Genomic DNA, 16,274 nt, shown 5'->3' with positions numbered 1-16,274 from the left:
TACACTGTAAAGAATATTAGGGCTAATACTACACCCATCGGTAACAATTCACACAGTATGCGACCAGAATCAGAACACACCGGGCGAGAACTGTACGAGTGTTTCGAATGCGGCGAGCGCTACGAGAGGGGCGGCACCTGCGAGTGCGGCGGCGAGCTTCGACACCTCGGTCGGTCGCGGGACCTGTAACGAGGGCGGGCGTCACTCCTCGTCGTCGTCGTCCGCCTCGTCGTCGTCCGCCCCGCCGTTGTCCGCCGTCGCGTCGTAGTCGGGCAGCGAGAGGACGTTCTCCCGCCCGAGCCGGAACCCGTCGAGGTCGCCCTCGTCGCGGAGCCCGGTCACGACCTGACTCGTCTTGGCGGCGGTCCAGTCGAGCTCCTCGGCGACCCGCTTCTGCTTCATCCGGCCGCCGTTGGCCTCGACGAGGCGGAGCACCTGCTCTTCGTTGCTCAACAGGTCCTCGTCGATCTGCGGCGCCGAGTCGGAGCGCTCGTCCCCGTCTCCGCCGTCGTCGCCTTCCCCGCCCGCGTCGCCCTCGGATCCGCCCGCTGGCCCGCCGGATCCGCCTTCCCCGTCGGCAGTGCCGCTCGTCGGGGGTGCCGCGCTCTCCGCGGCCCCCGTGTCGCCGGGATCCGCGGCGGGCTCGCCGCCGGTCGCGGCCGGTCCCTCCGACGGTTGATCGGGCGCCGAGCCCTCCCACGGACGGCGCCGGTATCCGATCGCCGCGACGACCGCCACGAGTAGACCGAGCGCGACGAACAGGATCGGCCCGTCGGAGCGCCCCTCGGGCTCGATGGCCACGCGCGGTTGCCCCTCCGTGAAGTCGACCGGGCCCTGCCAGACGACCGCGCTGTCGCGGGTCTCGGTCGGCGACGGCGAGGCGTCGCCGAGCCGGTAGCCGTCCTCCCACGAGACGATGAGCGACGAGGCCTCGTCGAGGAACAGCGCGTCGATCGCGTCGCCGACGACGAGCCGGTCGCCGTCGACGGCCGCGAAGTTGCTCCACTCGAACCGGTAGGTGAGCACGCCGTACGACTGCGGGAGCTCGCGCCGCTCGGCGGTCACCGTGACGTTCGTGACGTTCATCTCGCGACCCGTCGCGTTCTCGGCGGCGCCGGCCGTCGCGCGCATCCGGTCGCCGAACCGCCTCGTGTACGCGTCCGGGTTCGCCCCCACGTCGGCGCTGAGCTCCTCGAAGGCCTGTTCCTCGTCGTCGCTCGCGAGTTGGACCCGATACTGCGTCTCCCAAACCGCGTCGCCGTCGGGCTCGACGGAGACCTCGATCAGGATGTCGTCCGGATCGACGTCCATCTGGTCGAAGCCGCCGGCCGGGAGGCCCGCGCCGCCCTGTGCCGCCCCGGTCGACGCGAGGCCGGCGCCGGCGGCGAGCGCGATGACGACCAGAAGGAGCACCGTTCGCTGCACGAACGGACAGTTACGAGGCACGGATAAATCGCTTCCCATCTACCGAGTGATGCCGAGTCGCACTCGGACCGCTCGCGGCCGCCCCGCGGTCCGGCCCGGCTGATCCCGGCCTATCCATCGATACCGCCGACGATCCGTCGGACGAGGTCGGCACCGTCCGTCACCGGTTCGGCGAGCCGCTCCGCGACCGCGTCGACGGCGTTCGCGGCGTTGGCGTCGAGGCGGTCACCGTCGCCCGCTTCCGGACCGTCACCGTCGCCCGCTCCCGGACCGTCACCGTCGCCCGCTCCCGGACCGTCATCATCGCCCGCTCCCGGGGAGTCGTCCCGGTCGCCGCCAGCGGGCGGGGACGGGCCGTCTCGCGGAGGCGTCGAGTCCCCCGCGTCGGCTCCGGTCCCCCGGTCGGCGCCGTCGCTCGCGTTCGCGGCGTTTCCGGCGTCGCGGTCCGGTGGCCCGCCACCGTGTGACACGTTACCTGGCGTTCCGTTACGGGGTGGTCCATCACCCGCTCCCGGAGTGTCACCCGCTCCCGGTCCGTCGCCGGCGCCCGATCCGTCGCCGGCGCCAGGTCCGCCGCCGGCGCCCGGTCCGCCCCCTCTCTCGGGGCCCTCACCGCCGCCCACGCCCTCCGGCGGTCCGCGTCCGGCGGACGCCAGCGGACCGCCCACATCGTTGCCGGCGACGCCGCGGGCGATGGCCGCGACCTCCGGGCCGCCCGCCTCGCTCGCTCGCTCGCGGAGTGCGTCGAGCCGCGCCTCGTCGAGCCCGCGGTTCTCCCTCGCGGCCTCCGGGAGCTCGCGGGCGACGGTGGCGCTCCGGTTCGCCTCGCGTTCGACCGTCTCGGCGCGAGCGCCCGTCTCCGCCATCCGCGCGGCGAACTCGCCCTGAGTCAGCTCGCCGGCGGCGCGGAGCTCGCGGAGCTCGCGCTGGCGCCGCTCGATATCGGTCAGCCGCTCCTCGGTCCCGTTCAGCCGCTCGGCGACCAGCTCGGCCCGCTCCTCGGGGCTCTTCGTTCGGTTGAGCGCGACCTCGAACGCCCGCGAGTCGACCTCGCCGGCTATCTCGGCGCGCTGGACGCCGAGCACGCCGGAGAGGCGCTCGCCGGGGCTGATGTCGGTCCCGTTCGTCGTCTCGTTACCCTCGCTCGTCTCGTTCGTCGCCAGTGGGTCGTCCTGGGCGACGGCCGTCCCGACGGGGCCGGCCGCGGCGATCCCGGCGACGCCGACGAGCACGACCGCGACGGCGATGAGCGCGATCCCTCGGTTCATCACCTGACGGTACGCGACGTATCCGTATATAAACCGATCTCCGTTAAGCCGGATCAACGCGGATTAAACGGGGGACGGCGGCGAGATGGGGGGGAGCGGGTGCGACCGCGTCGACGCCCCCGGTTCAGTACGACTTCGCGAAGTACGCCGTCCGCTCGGCGTCGTCGTCGCAGATCGCGCAGGTCTCGTCGTGGTCCGTCTCGACGAGGGGGTCGTCGTCCTCGAACGGGACCATCACGATCTCGGCGGCCATCGGCTCCTTGATCGGCTCCTCGCACTCCTCGTCGCCGCACCACGGGGCCTTCACGTAGCCGCCGTGCTGGCCGAGCGTGCCGAGGATGTCGGCGCGGTCGTCCGCCTCGCGCACCTCGCCGTCGAGGGTCTCCTCGGCGGCGGCGTACAGCTTCGCGTACACCTCGTCGAAGTGGTCACAGACCGTCTCGACGACGCCGTCGCGCCCCTCGACGACGCTCTCGCCGTCGGGTCGGTGGACGAGGGTGAGCTCGCCGTCCTCGACCTCGTGAGGGCCGATCTCGATCCGAAGGGGGACGCCGTTGAGCTCGTGCTCGTTGAACTTGAACCCGGGGTTGCGCCCGTCGCGGTCGTCGAGTTCGACGCGGATCCCCGCGTCGTCGAGGTCGTCAGCGACGCCCCGAGCGTACTCCAGCACCTCGTCTTTCGTGTCCTCCTGCCAGATCGGGACGACGGCGACCTGCTCGGGGGCGACGCCGGGCGGGAGCACGAGCCCCTGCTCGTCGGAGTGGGTCATGATCAGCGCGCCGAGTGCGCGCCACGAGAGCCCCCACGAGGTGGTGTGCGCGAGCCGCTCCTCCTCGTCCTCGTCGGAGTACGTGATGTCGAACGCCTCGGCGAACGACTGGCCGAGGTGGTGGGAGGTGCCGGCCTGCACCGACTTGCCGTCGGGCATCAGCGCCTCGACGGTCGCCGTCGTGTCCGCGCCGGGGAACTTGTCGTGGTCGGGCTTTTGCCCCTTCAGCACGGGCATCGCCAGCAGGTCCTCGTAAACCGACTCGTACTGGTCGAGCCGCGTCATCGTCTCCTCCCACGCGTCCTCGCTCGTCGCGTGGGCGGTGTGGCCCTCCTGCCAGAGGAACTCCTTCGTGCGGAAGAACGGCTTCGTCTCCGTCGCCTCCCAGCGCACGACCGAACACCACTGGTTCACGCGCAGCGGGAGGTCGCGGTGGCTCCGCACCCACTGGCTGATGTACGGAGTGATGATCGACTCGGAGGTGGGCCGGACGGCGAGCCGCTCTTCGAGCTCCTTGTTGCCCGCCTCGGTCACCCACGCGACTTCGGGGTCGAACCCCTCGACGATGTCCTTCTCTCGTTCGAGGTACGACTCGGGGATGAACAGCGGGAAGTAGGCGTTCTGGACGCCGGTGTCCTTGAACTTCGCGTCGAGGAACCCCTGTAGCCGCTCCCACACCGCGTACGCGCGGGGGCGGGTGACGATGAACCCGCTCATCCCCTCGGGGCCGTAGTCCGCCAGCCCCGCCTTCTGTACGACCTCGGCGTACCACTCGCCGGTGTTGTGTGACTTGGACTCGGTAATGCCGAGCTCCTGGTCGTCGTCGCTCATTGTCCTGTGAAGGGTTGGTCGCGGGCTTAAAACGTCCGAAGCCGTGCGGCCGCGTCCCGAACTCGACGCCGCCGTCTCGGTCATCCACCGAGTCGTTTCGGATCGCCGGAACGCGGAGAAACGTTAACCCCGTCCGAGCGTCTACTCCCGACATGGACCTGACGGGGCTCCGCCGGCACACGCCCGAGGAGGTGACTCGGACGCGCCGCGAGGCCGCCGTGTTGGCACCTGTCATCGAGCGCGGCGGCGAGGCCCACCTGCTGTTCACCAAGCGCGCGGCCCACCTCGGGAGACACCCCGGACAGATGAGCTTCCCCGGCGGCGGCCGCGAGCCGATCGACCGCACCCTGACCGACACCGCGCTCCGCGAGGCCGACGAGGAGGTCGGGATGCGACCCGTCGAGGTCGACGTGGTCGGACGGCTCGACGACACCCGAACCTCCTCCGCCTACCGGATCCGGCCGTTCGTCGGCGTCGCACCCGATCGCGAGTACGTCCCCGACGAGTCGGAGGTCGCGGAAGTGGCCGTCCTCTCCGTCAGCGGGCTGACCGACCCCGCGAACTACGAGTCTGAGCGTCGCGTCGGCCACCCGGAGTACGGCGACCACCGCGTTCACTTCTTCCACGTCGACGGCTACACCGTCTGGGGAGCGACCGGTCGGATGGTCGTGCAGCTTTTGGAACGGACGACCGACTGGCGCGCGCCCGAGGAGGTCGATCGGGTCGTCGGGGCGGACGCGGAGTTGCCGATCTGAGTCCCGCGTCGGCGACGCGTCCGGCCGGAACCCACCGGTCGGACACCTCGCCCGTCAACACGCTCTAATCCCGCCGGATCGGTCGGTAGGAACCCACCTGAGCACATTTACAACATACCAGTAATACTTGCTGGTATGTCTCAGATCGTCGATACTCTGCGCGGCATCGACGGGGCCACCGCTCGGGTTATCGCCCGCTTGGACTCCCTGGATTTCACGATCGAATGCGTCCGGGAAGACCTCGAATCCGAGTACACCGATCGGGATCTCGAGGAGGCGTATCAGCTGCTCATGGCGAATCAGGTCACCGGCGACGACTTCAAGGACCTCATCGGAGAGGAGTTCCAGGCGCAGACGCTGTTCTTCGAGAACATCGTCGTGCTCGTCCTCCCCTCGGCGCGCTACGAAGCCGCCTTCGCGTCGTTCGATCGCCGCGATCCGTTCCCCGTCATCGACCTCGCCGAAGCCGCTACCAGCGAGTTCGCCTGATCGGTGCTGATCGGGTCCTTCTCCCCTCACTCCGCGGACTCGACTTCCAACCGCAGCGTCAGGGGCGCGCCCCCCGCGAGCGCGGCCACGAGGTCGCGGTCGAGATCGGCGGCGGCGCCGTCGCCGTCGACGAAGATCGTGCGCTCGTCGTCGGTGTAGTCGCTGGTCCGGCCGACCATCGATCGGTCGTCGAGGAGGGCGAGTCCGGGGTCGCCGCGGCCGACGATCTCGGCGACGTGAGCGGGGTCGTCGAGGTCGGCCGCGTCGTCGCCCGGCTCGGCGACCGCGAACGTCGCCGTGATCGTGGCGTCCGCGTTCCGACACGCCTCGCGGAAGTCGGCGGCGAAGTCGCGCGGCGTTCGGTCGGCCTCGACGCCGACGATGCAGTCGCCCGCGGGGGTGAGCCAGTCGTCGGTCGTGAGTTCGACGGTGCTCGCGTGCTCGGCGGTGACGTTCTCGTGGCCCACGGCGCGGACGACCTCGACGAGCGGGCCGTCAGCGGAAGCGTCTGCGTCGCTCATGCTCGTCGGGTCGGCGTCGGTGCGACAAGTGGCTACCGTCTCGGACCGGTCGGACGGCAACGACTCAGACGTCGGCCCCCTCGGCGAGCGCGGGGATCAGCCGGGCGGGGTTCTTCGCAAACACGCGGCGCATCAGGTCCTCGGAGACGTCGAGGGTGAGCACCTCCATCACGCCGACGTTCGGGTGCACGTCGGGCGCGCCGGAGCCGAAGAGGACGCGGTCGGGGTGCTCCAGGACGCCGCGCTCGAGCACCTCGCGGTACCGCACCGCGCTCGTCTCGACGTACAGCCGGTCGTGATCCTCCAACAGGTCGAGCGTCTCGTTCATCAGGTCGGCGTCGAGGGGGTAGCCGCCGAAGCTGGCGAGCACGACCGGCATGTCGTAGCCGAGCAGCTCGCGCTCGACCGCCTCCGGGGGAAACCGCTTCCCCGCGTGGACGATCACGGGGAGGTCGGCGTCCTCCAACCGGGTGAGCACGTCCTCGTTCGGGAGCCCGTCGGCGTGCGGGACGAGGGTGAACCCGTGGAACCGGTCGTCGTAGGAGTACTGCTCGACGTCGTCGGGCCGGGCGTGGTGGTCGTCGCGCTCGGCGCGGATGTTCCTGACCGCGGAGAGGGGACCGCTGCCCGGATCGCGGGGGCCGTTGAGGCGGGCGAAGGCGACGAACGGGCGGTCGATCGAGAGCCGCGCGACCGCGTTGTTCGCGCGGAGGTAGCTCTGACCGGACGCGCGCCGGCCCGGGCTCGCGACCGCGCGGACGACGCCGGCCTGCAGCATCTCGCGTTCCAGCCGCTCGGGGGAGATGTCCCGCCCGTGGGTCGCGACCGACGACTCGTCGGGGTCGAGCGTCGCGCGGGTGTCGACGATCCGGAAGTCGTGTTCCAGCCCGAGCATCTACCGGCCCCTCTCGGCGGATCCGCATGTGCCTGTCGGTCGCACGCCGAGGGAAAACTGAAGGCCCGCGGCCGCGGGCGGGACGGCATGGAGCTCGTCGAAGCCACCGAGGCGGACCTCGACGCGCTCGTCGAGCGGTGGTACGACCTCGCGACGTCGATGGAACCGTACTCGGAGCTGAACGAACTCGCGTTCGAGGAGGCGACGGCGGTCCCGGACGACTGGTTCCGCGCACATCTCGATGACCCGTCCGTGACGGATTACCTCGTCGTCGTCGACGGCGACGCCGTCGGGTTCGTCACGGTCAAATCGGGCCGTCGACCCTCGCGGAAGCGCTCGCGATACCTGAAGATCGTGAACCTCGCCGTCGACGAGGAGCACCGAAACCGCGGCTACGGCACCGAGGTCCTCGACCGCGTGGCGGCGATGGCCCGGGATCAGGACCGCGACTATGTCACCGTCTCCTGCGAGCGGGGCAACGACGGCGCGCGGCGGTTCTACCGCGACTCGGGATTCGAGCCGAAGCGGGTGACCTTCGTGCGGTCGCTGGAGTGATCCCCGCGGTCAGGGTCCCGCGGTCGAGACGATCTTCACCACGTCGCCCTCCGAGAGCTCGTGGTCCTCGCCGATCCGGCGCGAGGAGCGCGCGTCGACCGCGTGGAGGTACCCCTCGCCGATGTCGGTGTGGACCGCGTACGCCAGGTCCGGCGGGGTCGCTCCCGACGGGAGAAGGAACGCGTCCGGGAGGACGTTCCCGGTCCCGTCCGTCCACTTCGAGGCGTCCTGCACTGGGTACACCGTGATCCGGTCGAGCAGGTCGTACACCGCCGCGTTGAGGCCAGTCTGAACGCCCGTCCCGCCGTGTTCGGCCATCGCCCCGCGGATCGCTTCCAGGCCTTCGCGTTGTCCGTCCGACACGTCGCCGACCACGTCGAACCCCTCGTCGCCCGGGTCGTAGTCGACGACGCCAGCCTCCGCGGCGCGGCGCAGGGCGAGTTCGCCGTCCGCCGTGGCCGGGACCACCGGCTTGTCCGTCCCCTCGCGGAGACGGTCGACCGCGCCCTCGGGCGCGGCATCGACCTTGTTGGCGACGACGACGATCGGCTTGGTCCGCCGCCGGATCGCCCGCGCGAGCGCCTCGCGGTCGTCGCCGCTCCACGCCTTCGGGTCGTCGGGGTACTCCAACTCGCGGAGGACCGCGGTCACGTCGTGCTCCGTCGCGCCGAACCCGGTCAAAAGATCGGTGACCGCCGCGTCCAGGTCGAAGTCGGGCGAGCGGGACTGCCGCTCGACGCCCTCCCAGTTGCGGTCGACGATCCCGGCGAGCCACAGGTCCATCTCCTCCTCGATGAAGTCCACGTCGTCGAGGGGGTCGTGGCTCCCGGGCTCGACGGGCTCGCCCTCGGCGTTCGTCGCCCCAGAGGCGTCGACGACGTTCAACACCACGTCCGCGTTCGTCAGCTCGTCGAGGAACTGGTTACCGAGCCCCTTCCCCTCGTGAGCGCCCGGGACCAGCCCGGCCACGTCGAGGAGCTCGACGGGGACGTACCGCTTCCCGTCGCGGCAGTTCTCCGACCCGCAGCGCTCGTCGCGGTCGAGGCAGGGGCACTCGGTGCGGACGTGGGTCACGCCGCGGTTGGCGTCGATCGTCGTGAACGGGTAGTTCGCCACGTCGACGTCGGCCCTCGTGGCGGCGGTGTAAAAGGTGGACTTGCCGGCGTTCGGCTTGCCCGCCAGCGCGACCGTGATCATGGTGGTGGGTCGCGGCCCCGGAAAAAGCGCCTTTCGGTCGGGCGGGGAGAGGCGTCGACCGACCCGGGTTTACTTCCGAGCGACGATCCGGAGCACGTCCTCGTCGGCCAGCTCGTGGCCCTTCCCGACCTGCTGGTCGTCGTGTTTCGCGCTCGGACCGGAGACGCGAGCGAACTTGAACCGCTCGTCGAACTCGCCGCCGATCTTCGAGCAGGCGTCGCCGACGGTGTCGCCCTCAAAGAGGACCAGCGGCTCCTCGTAGTCGACGCCGCGACCGGGCTTGTCCATGTAAATGCGGATGAGTCCCAGCTCCTCCCAGAGGCGCTCCTTGAGCCCGTCGAGACCGAGTTCCTTCTCGGCGGAGATAAAGAGCACGTCGTCGGGGTCGAGGTCGCGCTCGCGGAGCTCCTCTTTGACCGTCGGGAGGTAGCTCTTGTCGATGAGGTCCGCTTTGTTCACGGTGACCATCGAGGGGAGGTACTCGCGGTTGTCCATCACGGCGTCGATCAGCTCGTCGATGGTGAGGTCGTGAGGGATCGTCACCTTGGCGTTAACGTAGCCGTACTCGCGGAGCACCTGCTTGACGGTGCCCTCGTCGAGGCTCACGTCGTCGCTCATCGTCACCCCGATCCCGTCCTTGTGGGTTTTCCGAATGTTGATGTTGGGCGGCTCCGTGTCGAGCCGGATGTTGGTCGCGTACAGCTCCTCGCGGAGGCGGTCGTACTGCTCGATCTCGAAGACGGAGAGCATGAACACGACCAGATCCGCGGTCCGGACGACGGAGAGTACCTCCTTGCCGCCCCCGCGCCCGCCCGCGGCGCCCTCGATCAGTCCCGGCACGTCGAGGATCTGGATGTTCGCGCCGCGGTACTTCAGCATCCCGGGGTTGACGTCGAGGGTCGTGAACTCGTAGGACCCCACCTCGCTGTCGGCGTTGGTGAGGGCGTTGATGAGGGTGGACTTCCCCACGCTCGGGAACCCGACGAGCGCGACCGTGGCGTCCCCGTGCTTCTCGACCGCGTAGCCGTGGCCGCCGCCGGCGGAGGACTGGTTCTCCAGTTTCTCCTTTTTCTCCGCGAGTTTCGCCTTCAGCCGCCCGATGTGTGCCTCGGTGGACTTGTTGTAGGGCGTCTCGGCGATCTCCTCGCGGAGGTCCTCGATCTCTTCCTCCAGTCCCATTGGCGTACAGTCGGCCGCTCGTCTCGTTAAAGGTGTTCCTTCCGCCTCGCGGCCGCACCAGTCTCTCTCCATGCGCCGATTTCCGTCGACCCTGCCCACGGCTCGGAGCGTGACGGACCGCGTTGTTGGGAGATTCGAACCGATTCGGCAAACTTTCGACACGATTATACCGGTTTACTGCGACGGACGACACGTCGAATGCCCGATCCGTCGAGCCTCCGTGACAGCACGCAGATCGTTCTTCCGCGCCGCGCGCTCGACGGACTGCGGGACGGCGTCGCCGAGCGGTTCACCGTGACGGTGGTCGAGGGCGACGACCACTACCGGATCATCGGGAGTCCGGTCGAGATCAAGGCCGCGAGCGATTTTCTCGCCCGGAACGGCGTCGCGGTCGCCTGATCGGTCACGCGGCGAGGCCTACCACGCGGCGAGGCCTACCACGCGGCGAGGCCTACCAAAGTCGAAGCTTCTCGCGAGGGGCGCGCCTGAGTCGGAGCGCGTCGAGCGAGACGAAGAAACCGTCCTTCTGTCCGGCAGCCCCGCTGGCTGCGTGTCCGGTCACCTACCGGTCCGATCGGGTTACCCGAGAAAACCGACCGGGCTACCCGAGAAACCCGACGAGGAGCTCGGCCGCGATGAGCACGAGGAACACGAGCCCGGACGCGAACGTGCCGGCCGCGACGCCGTGGGCGTTCCCGAGACCGCGACCGCGGGTGCTGAAGTAGGCGCCGAGGAAGACGAAGCCGGTCACCAGGAGCCCGACGGCGACGTACGCGAGCGTGAGGAAGCTCCCGGAGAACCCCTCCGGCAGCCCGAAGTTACCGACCGCGAGGAGCGCGGTCGCACCGATGCCGACCGCGATGGCGATAAACGCGACCGCCCAGACGACTGGTTTCTGGGCGATGTCGCTCAGCGTCCCGACGATCGCGTCGTACCTGCTGGTCGATCCGGCGCCGGGCGCGGTTCGTTTCCCGCCGATCTGCGCGACGGCGACGAAGGTGGCCACGACGAGCAGCCCCATCAGTGCCGTGCTCAAGAGCGTGAGTGAGACCATGGTGAGTTCGTTGTTAGCCGGTCCGTTCCCGCGTACAAATAGCCTTCGTATGTTCCGCCGAACGCCCTTCGTACGTTCCGCCGAACGCCCCCCCGCGTCACCCCTGGGTCAGCTCACGTTGACCGCCAGGGGGTGCACGTCTCGGTCGGCTACACAAGAGTTAACTGCGCCTTCGCCAAGGAGGGTACAAGAGCAGAGAGACGAACATGACAGATACACTTATCCTGCAACAGGGGAGCAGCTGGCGCGCGCAGGCGGAGGTCTTCGACGAGATATTCTTCGTCTTCCTCGCGTTAGGAACCCTCATCGGAACCATCGTCGTCGCGTACACGCTGTGGAACGTGTACAAGTACCGCGACGACGGCGGGGAACCGAAAGAGGACTTCGACGCGCCGGAGGTCGGCGAGCTCCCGACGGGACAGGGCGGTCCGAAAGCAAAGAAGCTCTTCCTGTCGTTCGGGCTGAGCGCGATCGTCGTCATCAGCCTCGTCGTGTACGCGTACGGGATCCTCCTCTATGTCGAGGAGGGACCCGACGCCAACGGGGACAACATCGAGATCATGGTCGAGGGGTACCAGTACGGCTGGGACTACGAGTACCCGAACGGCCACACCGAGACGGGTGAGATGATCGTTCCCGCCGACACGCGGATCGACATCTCGGTGACCTCACGGGACGTGTGGCACAACTTCGGCTCGTCGGAGTTGCGGATAAAGTCCGACGCCATCCCGGGAGACACCAACACCAACTGGTTCTCCGTGAGTTCCGAAGAGGTCCAGGCGCAGGGCGGCGAAGCGACGTACAGGGTCGAGTGCTTCGAGCTCTGCGGCCCCGGTCACTCCGCGATGAAGGGACAGATCACCGTCATCCCGCAAGACGAGTGGGAGGAGTGGTACGAGGGGACCGGCGGTAACTCCTCCAACGTCGAGGGCGGTGCGAGCGTCGGCGGTGCCGCGAGCATCAACGGCGCCGCCATCGGAGGTGTGAGCGCATGAGCGAGCTTCCGCCCACGACCTCCGTCAAGCGCTGGTTCGTCACGACGAACCACAAGGACATCGGCATTCTGTACACGATCACCGCGCTGTTCTTCCTGCTGTTCGGCGGGGTGCTCGCGCTGCTGATCCGCATGCAGCTGTGGGACCCGACGAGCCAGATCCTCTCCGGGCTGGCGTACAACGAGGCCGTCACCGCGCACGGGCTCATCATGGTGTTCTGGTTCCTCTCGCCGTTCGGATTCGGGTTCGCGAACTACTTCGTGCCGCTGCAGATCGGCGCCGACGACCTCGCGTTCCCCCGACTAAACGCGCTGTCCTACTGGATGTACCTGTTCTCCGGCATTCTGCTGGGGATCAGCTTCTTCCAGGGAGGGACGCTCGACGCCGGGTGGACGATGTACGCCCCGCTCAACATCCCGATGTACACGCCGAGCATCGGGTCGACCGGGGCGGTGCTCGCGCTGTTCATGTTCGTCGTCGGCATCACGGCGTCAACGGTGAACTTCCTCACGTCTATCCATCACTCGCGCGCTGAGGGAATGGGGATCATGGACATGCCGATGTTCACCTGGTCCATGCTCGCGACGGTGTGGATGATGCTGTTCGCGTTCGCGGCACTGCTGGCGGTCGGGCTCATCCTCGCGTCCGACCGCGTGCTCGGGAGCGTGTACTTCTCCGCGACCGAAGGGGGCTCTCTGCTGTGGGGCCACCTCTTCTGGTTCTTCGGCCATCCGGAGGTGTACATCGTCTTCTTCCCGGCGCTCGGCGTGATGTTGGAGCTGTTCCAGACCTTCTCCGGGCGGCGGCTCGTCGGCCGCAAGTGGGTGATCATCTCCATCTGTCTGATCTCGGTTCAGTCGTTCCTCGTGTGGATGCACCACATGTTCCTGACGACGATCAACCTGGAGATCAAGACGCTGATGATGGCGACGACGATCGGGATCTCGTTACCCTTCGACCTGGTGGTGTTCTCGCTTATCTACACTCTGATCAAGGGTCGTATCCAGTTCACGACCCCGTTCCTCTTCGCGTTCGGGGCGCTGCTGCTGTTCATCCTCGGCGGCATCACCGGGGTATTCCTCGGCGCGATCGTGCTCGACTACGAGTTCCGCGGCACCTACTGGGTGGTCGCGCACTTCCACTACGTGATGTTCGGCGGCGCGACGGCGCTGTTCGGCGGGGCCTACTACTGGTTCCCGAAGGTGACCGGGAAGATGTACGACGAACTCCTCGGTAAGCTCCACTTCGTCGTCTTCTTCATCGGGTTCAACGCCGTCTACTTCTCGATGTTCCTCGGCTGGGAGACGCCCCGCCGTGTCTTCGAGTACAACCCCGAGTTCCAGATCTACCACCAGTTCGGGACGATCGGGGCGTTCGTGCTCGGGCTGTCCTTCTTCATCATGTTCTACAACTTCGCGAAGTCCTACGTCTCCGGCGAGCCCGCCGGGGACAACCCGTGGGACTACTCGCGGACCGCGGAGTGGGCTGTCTCCTCCCCCCCGCCGCTTGAGAACTGGCCGAACCGCCCCTCGTACGCCTCCGGCAAGCTCGAGTTCGTGAAGGACTACGTGCCCGACGGCGGCCCGGCCGTGAAGACCGACTCCGAGGGTAACGCCGCGACCGACGGCGGCGACAGCCACGACGAGCACATCACGGAGTATCCGTACTGGGACAAACACCCGAGCCACGCGAGCATCTGGCCGTTCGCCCTCTCGCTGGCGCTCGGCGTCATGCTGCTCGGCCTCTCCGGGTTCAGCGAGTCGGTCACCTTCGTCCTGGGTGAGACGCTGACCCAGACGAGCGTCGAGATATCGAACCCGATCTACCCGATACTCGCCGTCGCGGGACTGGTCGGGCTGATCTGGACCGGCGTGAAGTGGGGACTGGAGGACTTCTACGCCCCGCCTACCGAGTTCGCCGAACGGTGGCCCTTCGAGGGCATCGAGAAGGTGAAGCTGGGGGTGTGGTTCTTCCTCGCGTCGGACGTCATCGTCTTCGGCGCGTTCCTCTCCGCGGCCATCTTCGTCCGGTACAACGCCGGCTGGATGACGTGGGAGCCGCTGACGGAATCGCTACCCGGCCTCATCAACACGTTCGTGCTGATCACCTCCTCGTTCACGGTGATCCTCGCGCTGGTGGCCGCCCACCGCAAGAGCTGTCTCTTATACACATCTCTGAGCGGGCTGGCNGATGTGTATAAGAGACAGGATCAACGCCAACGCTCACGGCGACCCGGTTCAGGCGTCGATCTACTACGTGACGACCGGGCTCCACGGGATCCACGTGGTGATCGGTCTCCTGATCGCCATCTTCCTGTTCGTCCGGGCGTATCAGGGTCACTACATGGACGACGAACGGCCGATCGAGTACTTCGGCCTCTACTGGCACTTCGTGGACATCGTCTGGGTGTTCATCTTCCCGCTGTTCTACCTCTTCTGAGGTAGCGACGGACACCCCGGTTCGGCTCTTTTGCGGATTCGCCGTTACGCATCGAGCGACTCGGCGCACCACTGACAGAAGTCCAGCGTCGCGTCCGTGTCGCGACCGCAGTGGGGACACGAGACTTCGTCTTCGACCGGATCCGACACCGCTTCGGGCGGTCCACGTTCGGCGTCGGTCTCGCCGGTCTCTGTACCCTCAGCGACGGTAGCGGCCTCGATCCGCGGTGTCTCGCCGCGGTCGTCGGAGCGCGACGGGCCCTCTTCGGCCCCGGTCGACGACGAGCGTCGCTCGCGGGTCCGGTTGTCCCGGACGGCGAGGACGTACGCGTCGACGACGCTGGCGGCGACGACGACGAGCGCCGGAGCGATATCGCCGATCGGCGGGGGATCTCCGGCGACCACCCGATCGACCGCCGCGTCGGGGACGACGAACACGAGCGTCGCCGTGACCAACACGTACCACCCGAAAGCGCGGGCCCACCGCCTGAGGTAGGCGTGGCCGAGGCCGGACACCAGAAGCGCCAGCGCCGCCGCGAGCCACGGCCGGCGCCGACTGGGTTCGTGATCGCTCATGTCGGCGGGAACGGGCGCCAGCGCCGAGAAACTACCCCTCCCTCGGAGCGTTTATGTGGCCGAGTCGCCGAGGGGGAGTATGTTCGGCGTGCCGACCGGGGACTTCCTGATCGGAATCGGATTCGCGATCGCCGGGGTCGGGAGCTGGGTCGTCGGGCTCGGCGTCGCGTACCTCCTGTACCGCCGGTGGCGCGGCGACGGGCCGCGCGGCGACGGGGGCGACGGCACCGGAGGCACCGGTGACGACGAGCCGCGACCGGAGAACTGAGCGCCCGTTCCCGTTCGGCCACGCTTTTGAGTCCGCTTCCCGGATGGCCGGTATGACCGACACGGCGCTCGTCATCGGCGGCACCCGATTTATCGGCAGACACACCGTCTCGGAGCTGCTCGCGAACGACTACGAAGTCGGGATGTTGAACCGGGGCACCCACGAGAACCCGTTTTCCGACGACGACCGGGTGACGCACATCGAGGGCGACCGGAAGAACGAGCGAGACCTCCGGACCGCGAAGCTCTCGGTTGAGCCCGATGTCGTGATCGACTGCGTCGCCTATCAGCCGGCCGACGTGGAGACGGCCGCGGACGTGTTCGGCGACGTCGACGGCTACGTGTACATCTCCTCGGGCGACAGCTACGCCGCCGAGGAGATCCCCAAACGCGAGGGCGAGACGCCGCTTCGCCCGTGCACGCCCGAGCAGGCGACCGACGACGGGTCGAACACCTACGGGAACCGGAAGGCCGAGGGCGACCGGGTCGTCTTCGCGGCCGCCGAGGAAGGCGTCCGGGCGATGGCGGTGCGCCCCTGTATCGTCTACGGGCCGTACGACTACACCGAGCGGCTCGACTACTGGATCGACCGGGTGCTCTCACACGACCGCGTCGTCGTCCCCGGCGACGGGCAGAACCTCTGGCACCGCGCGTACGTCGAGGACGTGGCCAGCGCGCTCCGGATCGTCGCCGAGCGCGGCGAGGCGGGACGGGCGTACAACGTGGGCGACCGCCGGGCGCTCACGCTCGAAGAGACGCTGGAGGCGATCGCCGACGCGGCCGGCGCCGACTGCGAGCTCGTCACGGCGAGCGCCGACGCGCTCGCGGCCGGCGGCCTCGAACCGGACGATTTCGTGCTGTACCGAGAGTACCCGCACCTGCTCGACACGTGCGCGCTCGCCGACCTCGGATGGGAGTCGACGCCGGTCGACGAGGCGATGGCGCGGACCGTCGCCGAACACCGAGAGGCCGACCGCGACGGGAGCGAGTGGGACCCGGGCCGAGAGGCCGAGGAGCGCGTGCTGGGCGTGAAAGAGACGTTGTAGTCGGGAGGTACGAG

Annotated in this window: 17 protein-coding genes and 1 pseudogene; 9 read left to right on the top strand and 9 right to left on the bottom strand. The window is 68.4% G+C overall.

The genetic code is table 11. The features are described 5' to 3' along the window. The first annotated feature begins 57 nt into the window (after positions 1 to 57). Positions 58 to 189 (top strand): rubrerythrin-like domain-containing protein, encoded by a 132-nt coding sequence (locus C471_RS17240; protein ID WP_152421915.1) that lies wholly within the window; start codon positions 58 to 60, stop codon positions 187 to 189. 12 nt (positions 190 to 201) lie between these two features. Here C471_RS17240 and C471_RS14260 read toward each other — a convergent pair whose 3' ends face one another. From C471_RS14260 to proS, 3 genes are all read right to left on the bottom strand, one after another. Continuing rightward, a complete protein-coding gene (locus C471_RS14260) occupies positions 202 to 1,425 on the bottom strand; it encodes a helix-turn-helix transcriptional regulator (RefSeq protein WP_049909437.1) in 1,224 nt (407 codons plus the stop codon). Positions 1,426 to 1,535: 110 nt separating this feature from the next. Next, a complete protein-coding gene (locus tag C471_RS14255; protein WP_004050181.1) occupies positions 1,536 to 2,693 on the bottom strand; it encodes a hypothetical protein in 1,158 nt (385 codons plus the stop codon). Between the two features lie 124 nt (positions 2,694 to 2,817). Next, positions 2,818 to 4,293 carry a proline--tRNA ligase gene (proS, locus tag C471_RS14250; RefSeq protein WP_004050180.1) on the bottom strand — a complete coding sequence of 492 codons (1,476 nt, stop codon included), beginning with the start codon at positions 4,291 to 4,293 and terminating at the stop codon, positions 2,818 to 2,820. A 152-nt stretch (positions 4,294 to 4,445) separates the two neighbouring features. Here proS and C471_RS14245 point away from each other — a divergent pair, with 152 nt between their 5' ends. Both C471_RS14245 and C471_RS14240 read left to right on the top strand, forming a co-directional pair. Continuing rightward, the gene (locus C471_RS14245; protein WP_004050179.1) at positions 4,446 to 5,048 is read left to right on the top strand and encodes an NUDIX hydrolase; all 603 of its coding nucleotides are present in this window, start codon (positions 4,446 to 4,448) and stop codon (positions 5,046 to 5,048) included. Between the two features lie 135 nt (positions 5,049 to 5,183). Then, positions 5,184 to 5,537, top strand: a complete 354-nt coding sequence (locus C471_RS14240; RefSeq protein ID WP_004050178.1) for a hypothetical protein — start codon at positions 5,184 to 5,186, stop codon at positions 5,535 to 5,537. A gap of 26 nt (positions 5,538 to 5,563) precedes the next feature. Here the strand turns inward: C471_RS14240 and C471_RS14235 are convergent, their stop codons facing one another. Beyond that, positions 5,564 to 6,058 (bottom strand): DUF371 domain-containing protein, encoded by a 495-nt coding sequence (locus tag C471_RS14235; protein WP_004050177.1) that lies wholly within the window; start codon positions 6,056 to 6,058, stop codon positions 5,564 to 5,566. 64 nt (positions 6,059 to 6,122) lie between these two features. Beyond that, a complete protein-coding gene (locus C471_RS14230; protein WP_004050176.1) occupies positions 6,123 to 6,953 on the bottom strand; it encodes an amidohydrolase family protein in 831 nt (276 codons plus the stop codon). Positions 6,954 to 7,040: 87 nt separating this feature from the next. Here C471_RS14230 and C471_RS14225 point away from each other — a divergent pair, with 87 nt between their 5' ends. Next, positions 7,041 to 7,508 carry a GNAT family N-acetyltransferase gene (locus C471_RS14225; RefSeq protein ID WP_004050175.1) on the top strand — a complete coding sequence of 156 codons (468 nt, stop codon included), beginning with the start codon at positions 7,041 to 7,043 and terminating at the stop codon, positions 7,506 to 7,508. Between the two features lie 9 nt (positions 7,509 to 7,517). Here the strand turns inward: C471_RS14225 and C471_RS14220 are convergent, their stop codons facing one another. Further along, the gene (locus C471_RS14220; protein ID WP_004050174.1) at positions 7,518 to 8,705 is read right to left on the bottom strand and encodes a redox-regulated ATPase YchF; all 1,188 of its coding nucleotides are present in this window, start codon (positions 8,703 to 8,705) and stop codon (positions 7,518 to 7,520) included. 69 nt (positions 8,706 to 8,774) lie between these two features. Beyond that, positions 8,775 to 9,884 carry an OBG GTPase family GTP-binding protein gene (locus tag C471_RS14215; RefSeq protein ID WP_004050173.1) on the bottom strand — a complete coding sequence of 370 codons (1,110 nt, stop codon included), beginning with the start codon at positions 9,882 to 9,884 and terminating at the stop codon, positions 8,775 to 8,777. Positions 9,885 to 10,082: 198 nt separating this feature from the next. On the opposite strand from C471_RS14215, the gene C471_RS14210 reads away from it, so the two are divergent. Next, positions 10,083 to 10,283 (top strand): VNG_1110C family protein, encoded by a 201-nt coding sequence (locus C471_RS14210; protein ID WP_004050172.1) that lies wholly within the window; start codon positions 10,083 to 10,085, stop codon positions 10,281 to 10,283. 202 nt (positions 10,284 to 10,485) lie between these two features. Here the strand turns inward: C471_RS14210 and C471_RS14205 are convergent, their stop codons facing one another. Beyond that, positions 10,486 to 10,938, bottom strand: a complete 453-nt coding sequence (locus C471_RS14205) for a hypothetical protein (RefSeq protein WP_004050171.1) — start codon at positions 10,936 to 10,938, stop codon at positions 10,486 to 10,488. A gap of 206 nt (positions 10,939 to 11,144) precedes the next feature. Between C471_RS14205 and coxB the strand changes: the two genes are divergently transcribed. Next, the gene (coxB, locus tag C471_RS14200; protein WP_004050170.1) at positions 11,145 to 11,933 is read left to right on the top strand and encodes a cytochrome c oxidase subunit II; all 789 of its coding nucleotides are present in this window, start codon (positions 11,145 to 11,147) and stop codon (positions 11,931 to 11,933) included. Continuing rightward, a pseudogene (locus tag C471_RS14195) lies at positions 11,930 to 14,372 on the top strand (cbb3-type cytochrome c oxidase subunit I). The gene coxB and the pseudogene C471_RS14195 overlap by 4 nt, the downstream one beginning before the upstream one ends. 44 nt (positions 14,373 to 14,416) lie before the next feature. On the opposite strand, the gene C471_RS14190 reads toward C471_RS14195, so the two are convergent. Beyond that, the gene (locus C471_RS14190) at positions 14,417 to 14,947 is read right to left on the bottom strand and encodes a zinc ribbon domain-containing protein (protein ID WP_004050168.1); all 531 of its coding nucleotides are present in this window, start codon (positions 14,945 to 14,947) and stop codon (positions 14,417 to 14,419) included. Positions 14,948 to 15,026: 79 nt separating this feature from the next. Here C471_RS14190 and C471_RS14185 point away from each other — a divergent pair, with 79 nt between their 5' ends. Continuing rightward, a complete protein-coding gene (locus C471_RS14185; RefSeq protein ID WP_004050167.1) occupies positions 15,027 to 15,215 on the top strand; it encodes a hypothetical protein in 189 nt (62 codons plus the stop codon). A 52-nt stretch (positions 15,216 to 15,267) separates the two neighbouring features. Continuing rightward, positions 15,268 to 16,260 (top strand): NAD-dependent epimerase/dehydratase family protein, encoded by a 993-nt coding sequence (locus tag C471_RS14180; protein ID WP_049909435.1) that lies wholly within the window; start codon positions 15,268 to 15,270, stop codon positions 16,258 to 16,260. Positions 16,261 to 16,274: the final 14 nt, after the last annotated feature.

Origin of the sequence: Halorubrum saccharovorum DSM 1137 (genome assembly GCF_000337915.1) — an archaeon.
In the GTDB taxonomy this organism is placed as follows: Archaea; Halobacteriota; Halobacteria; order Halobacteriales; family Haloferacaceae; genus Halorubrum; species Halorubrum saccharovorum.
This window is presented reverse-complemented; position numbering and strand designations above follow the sequence as displayed.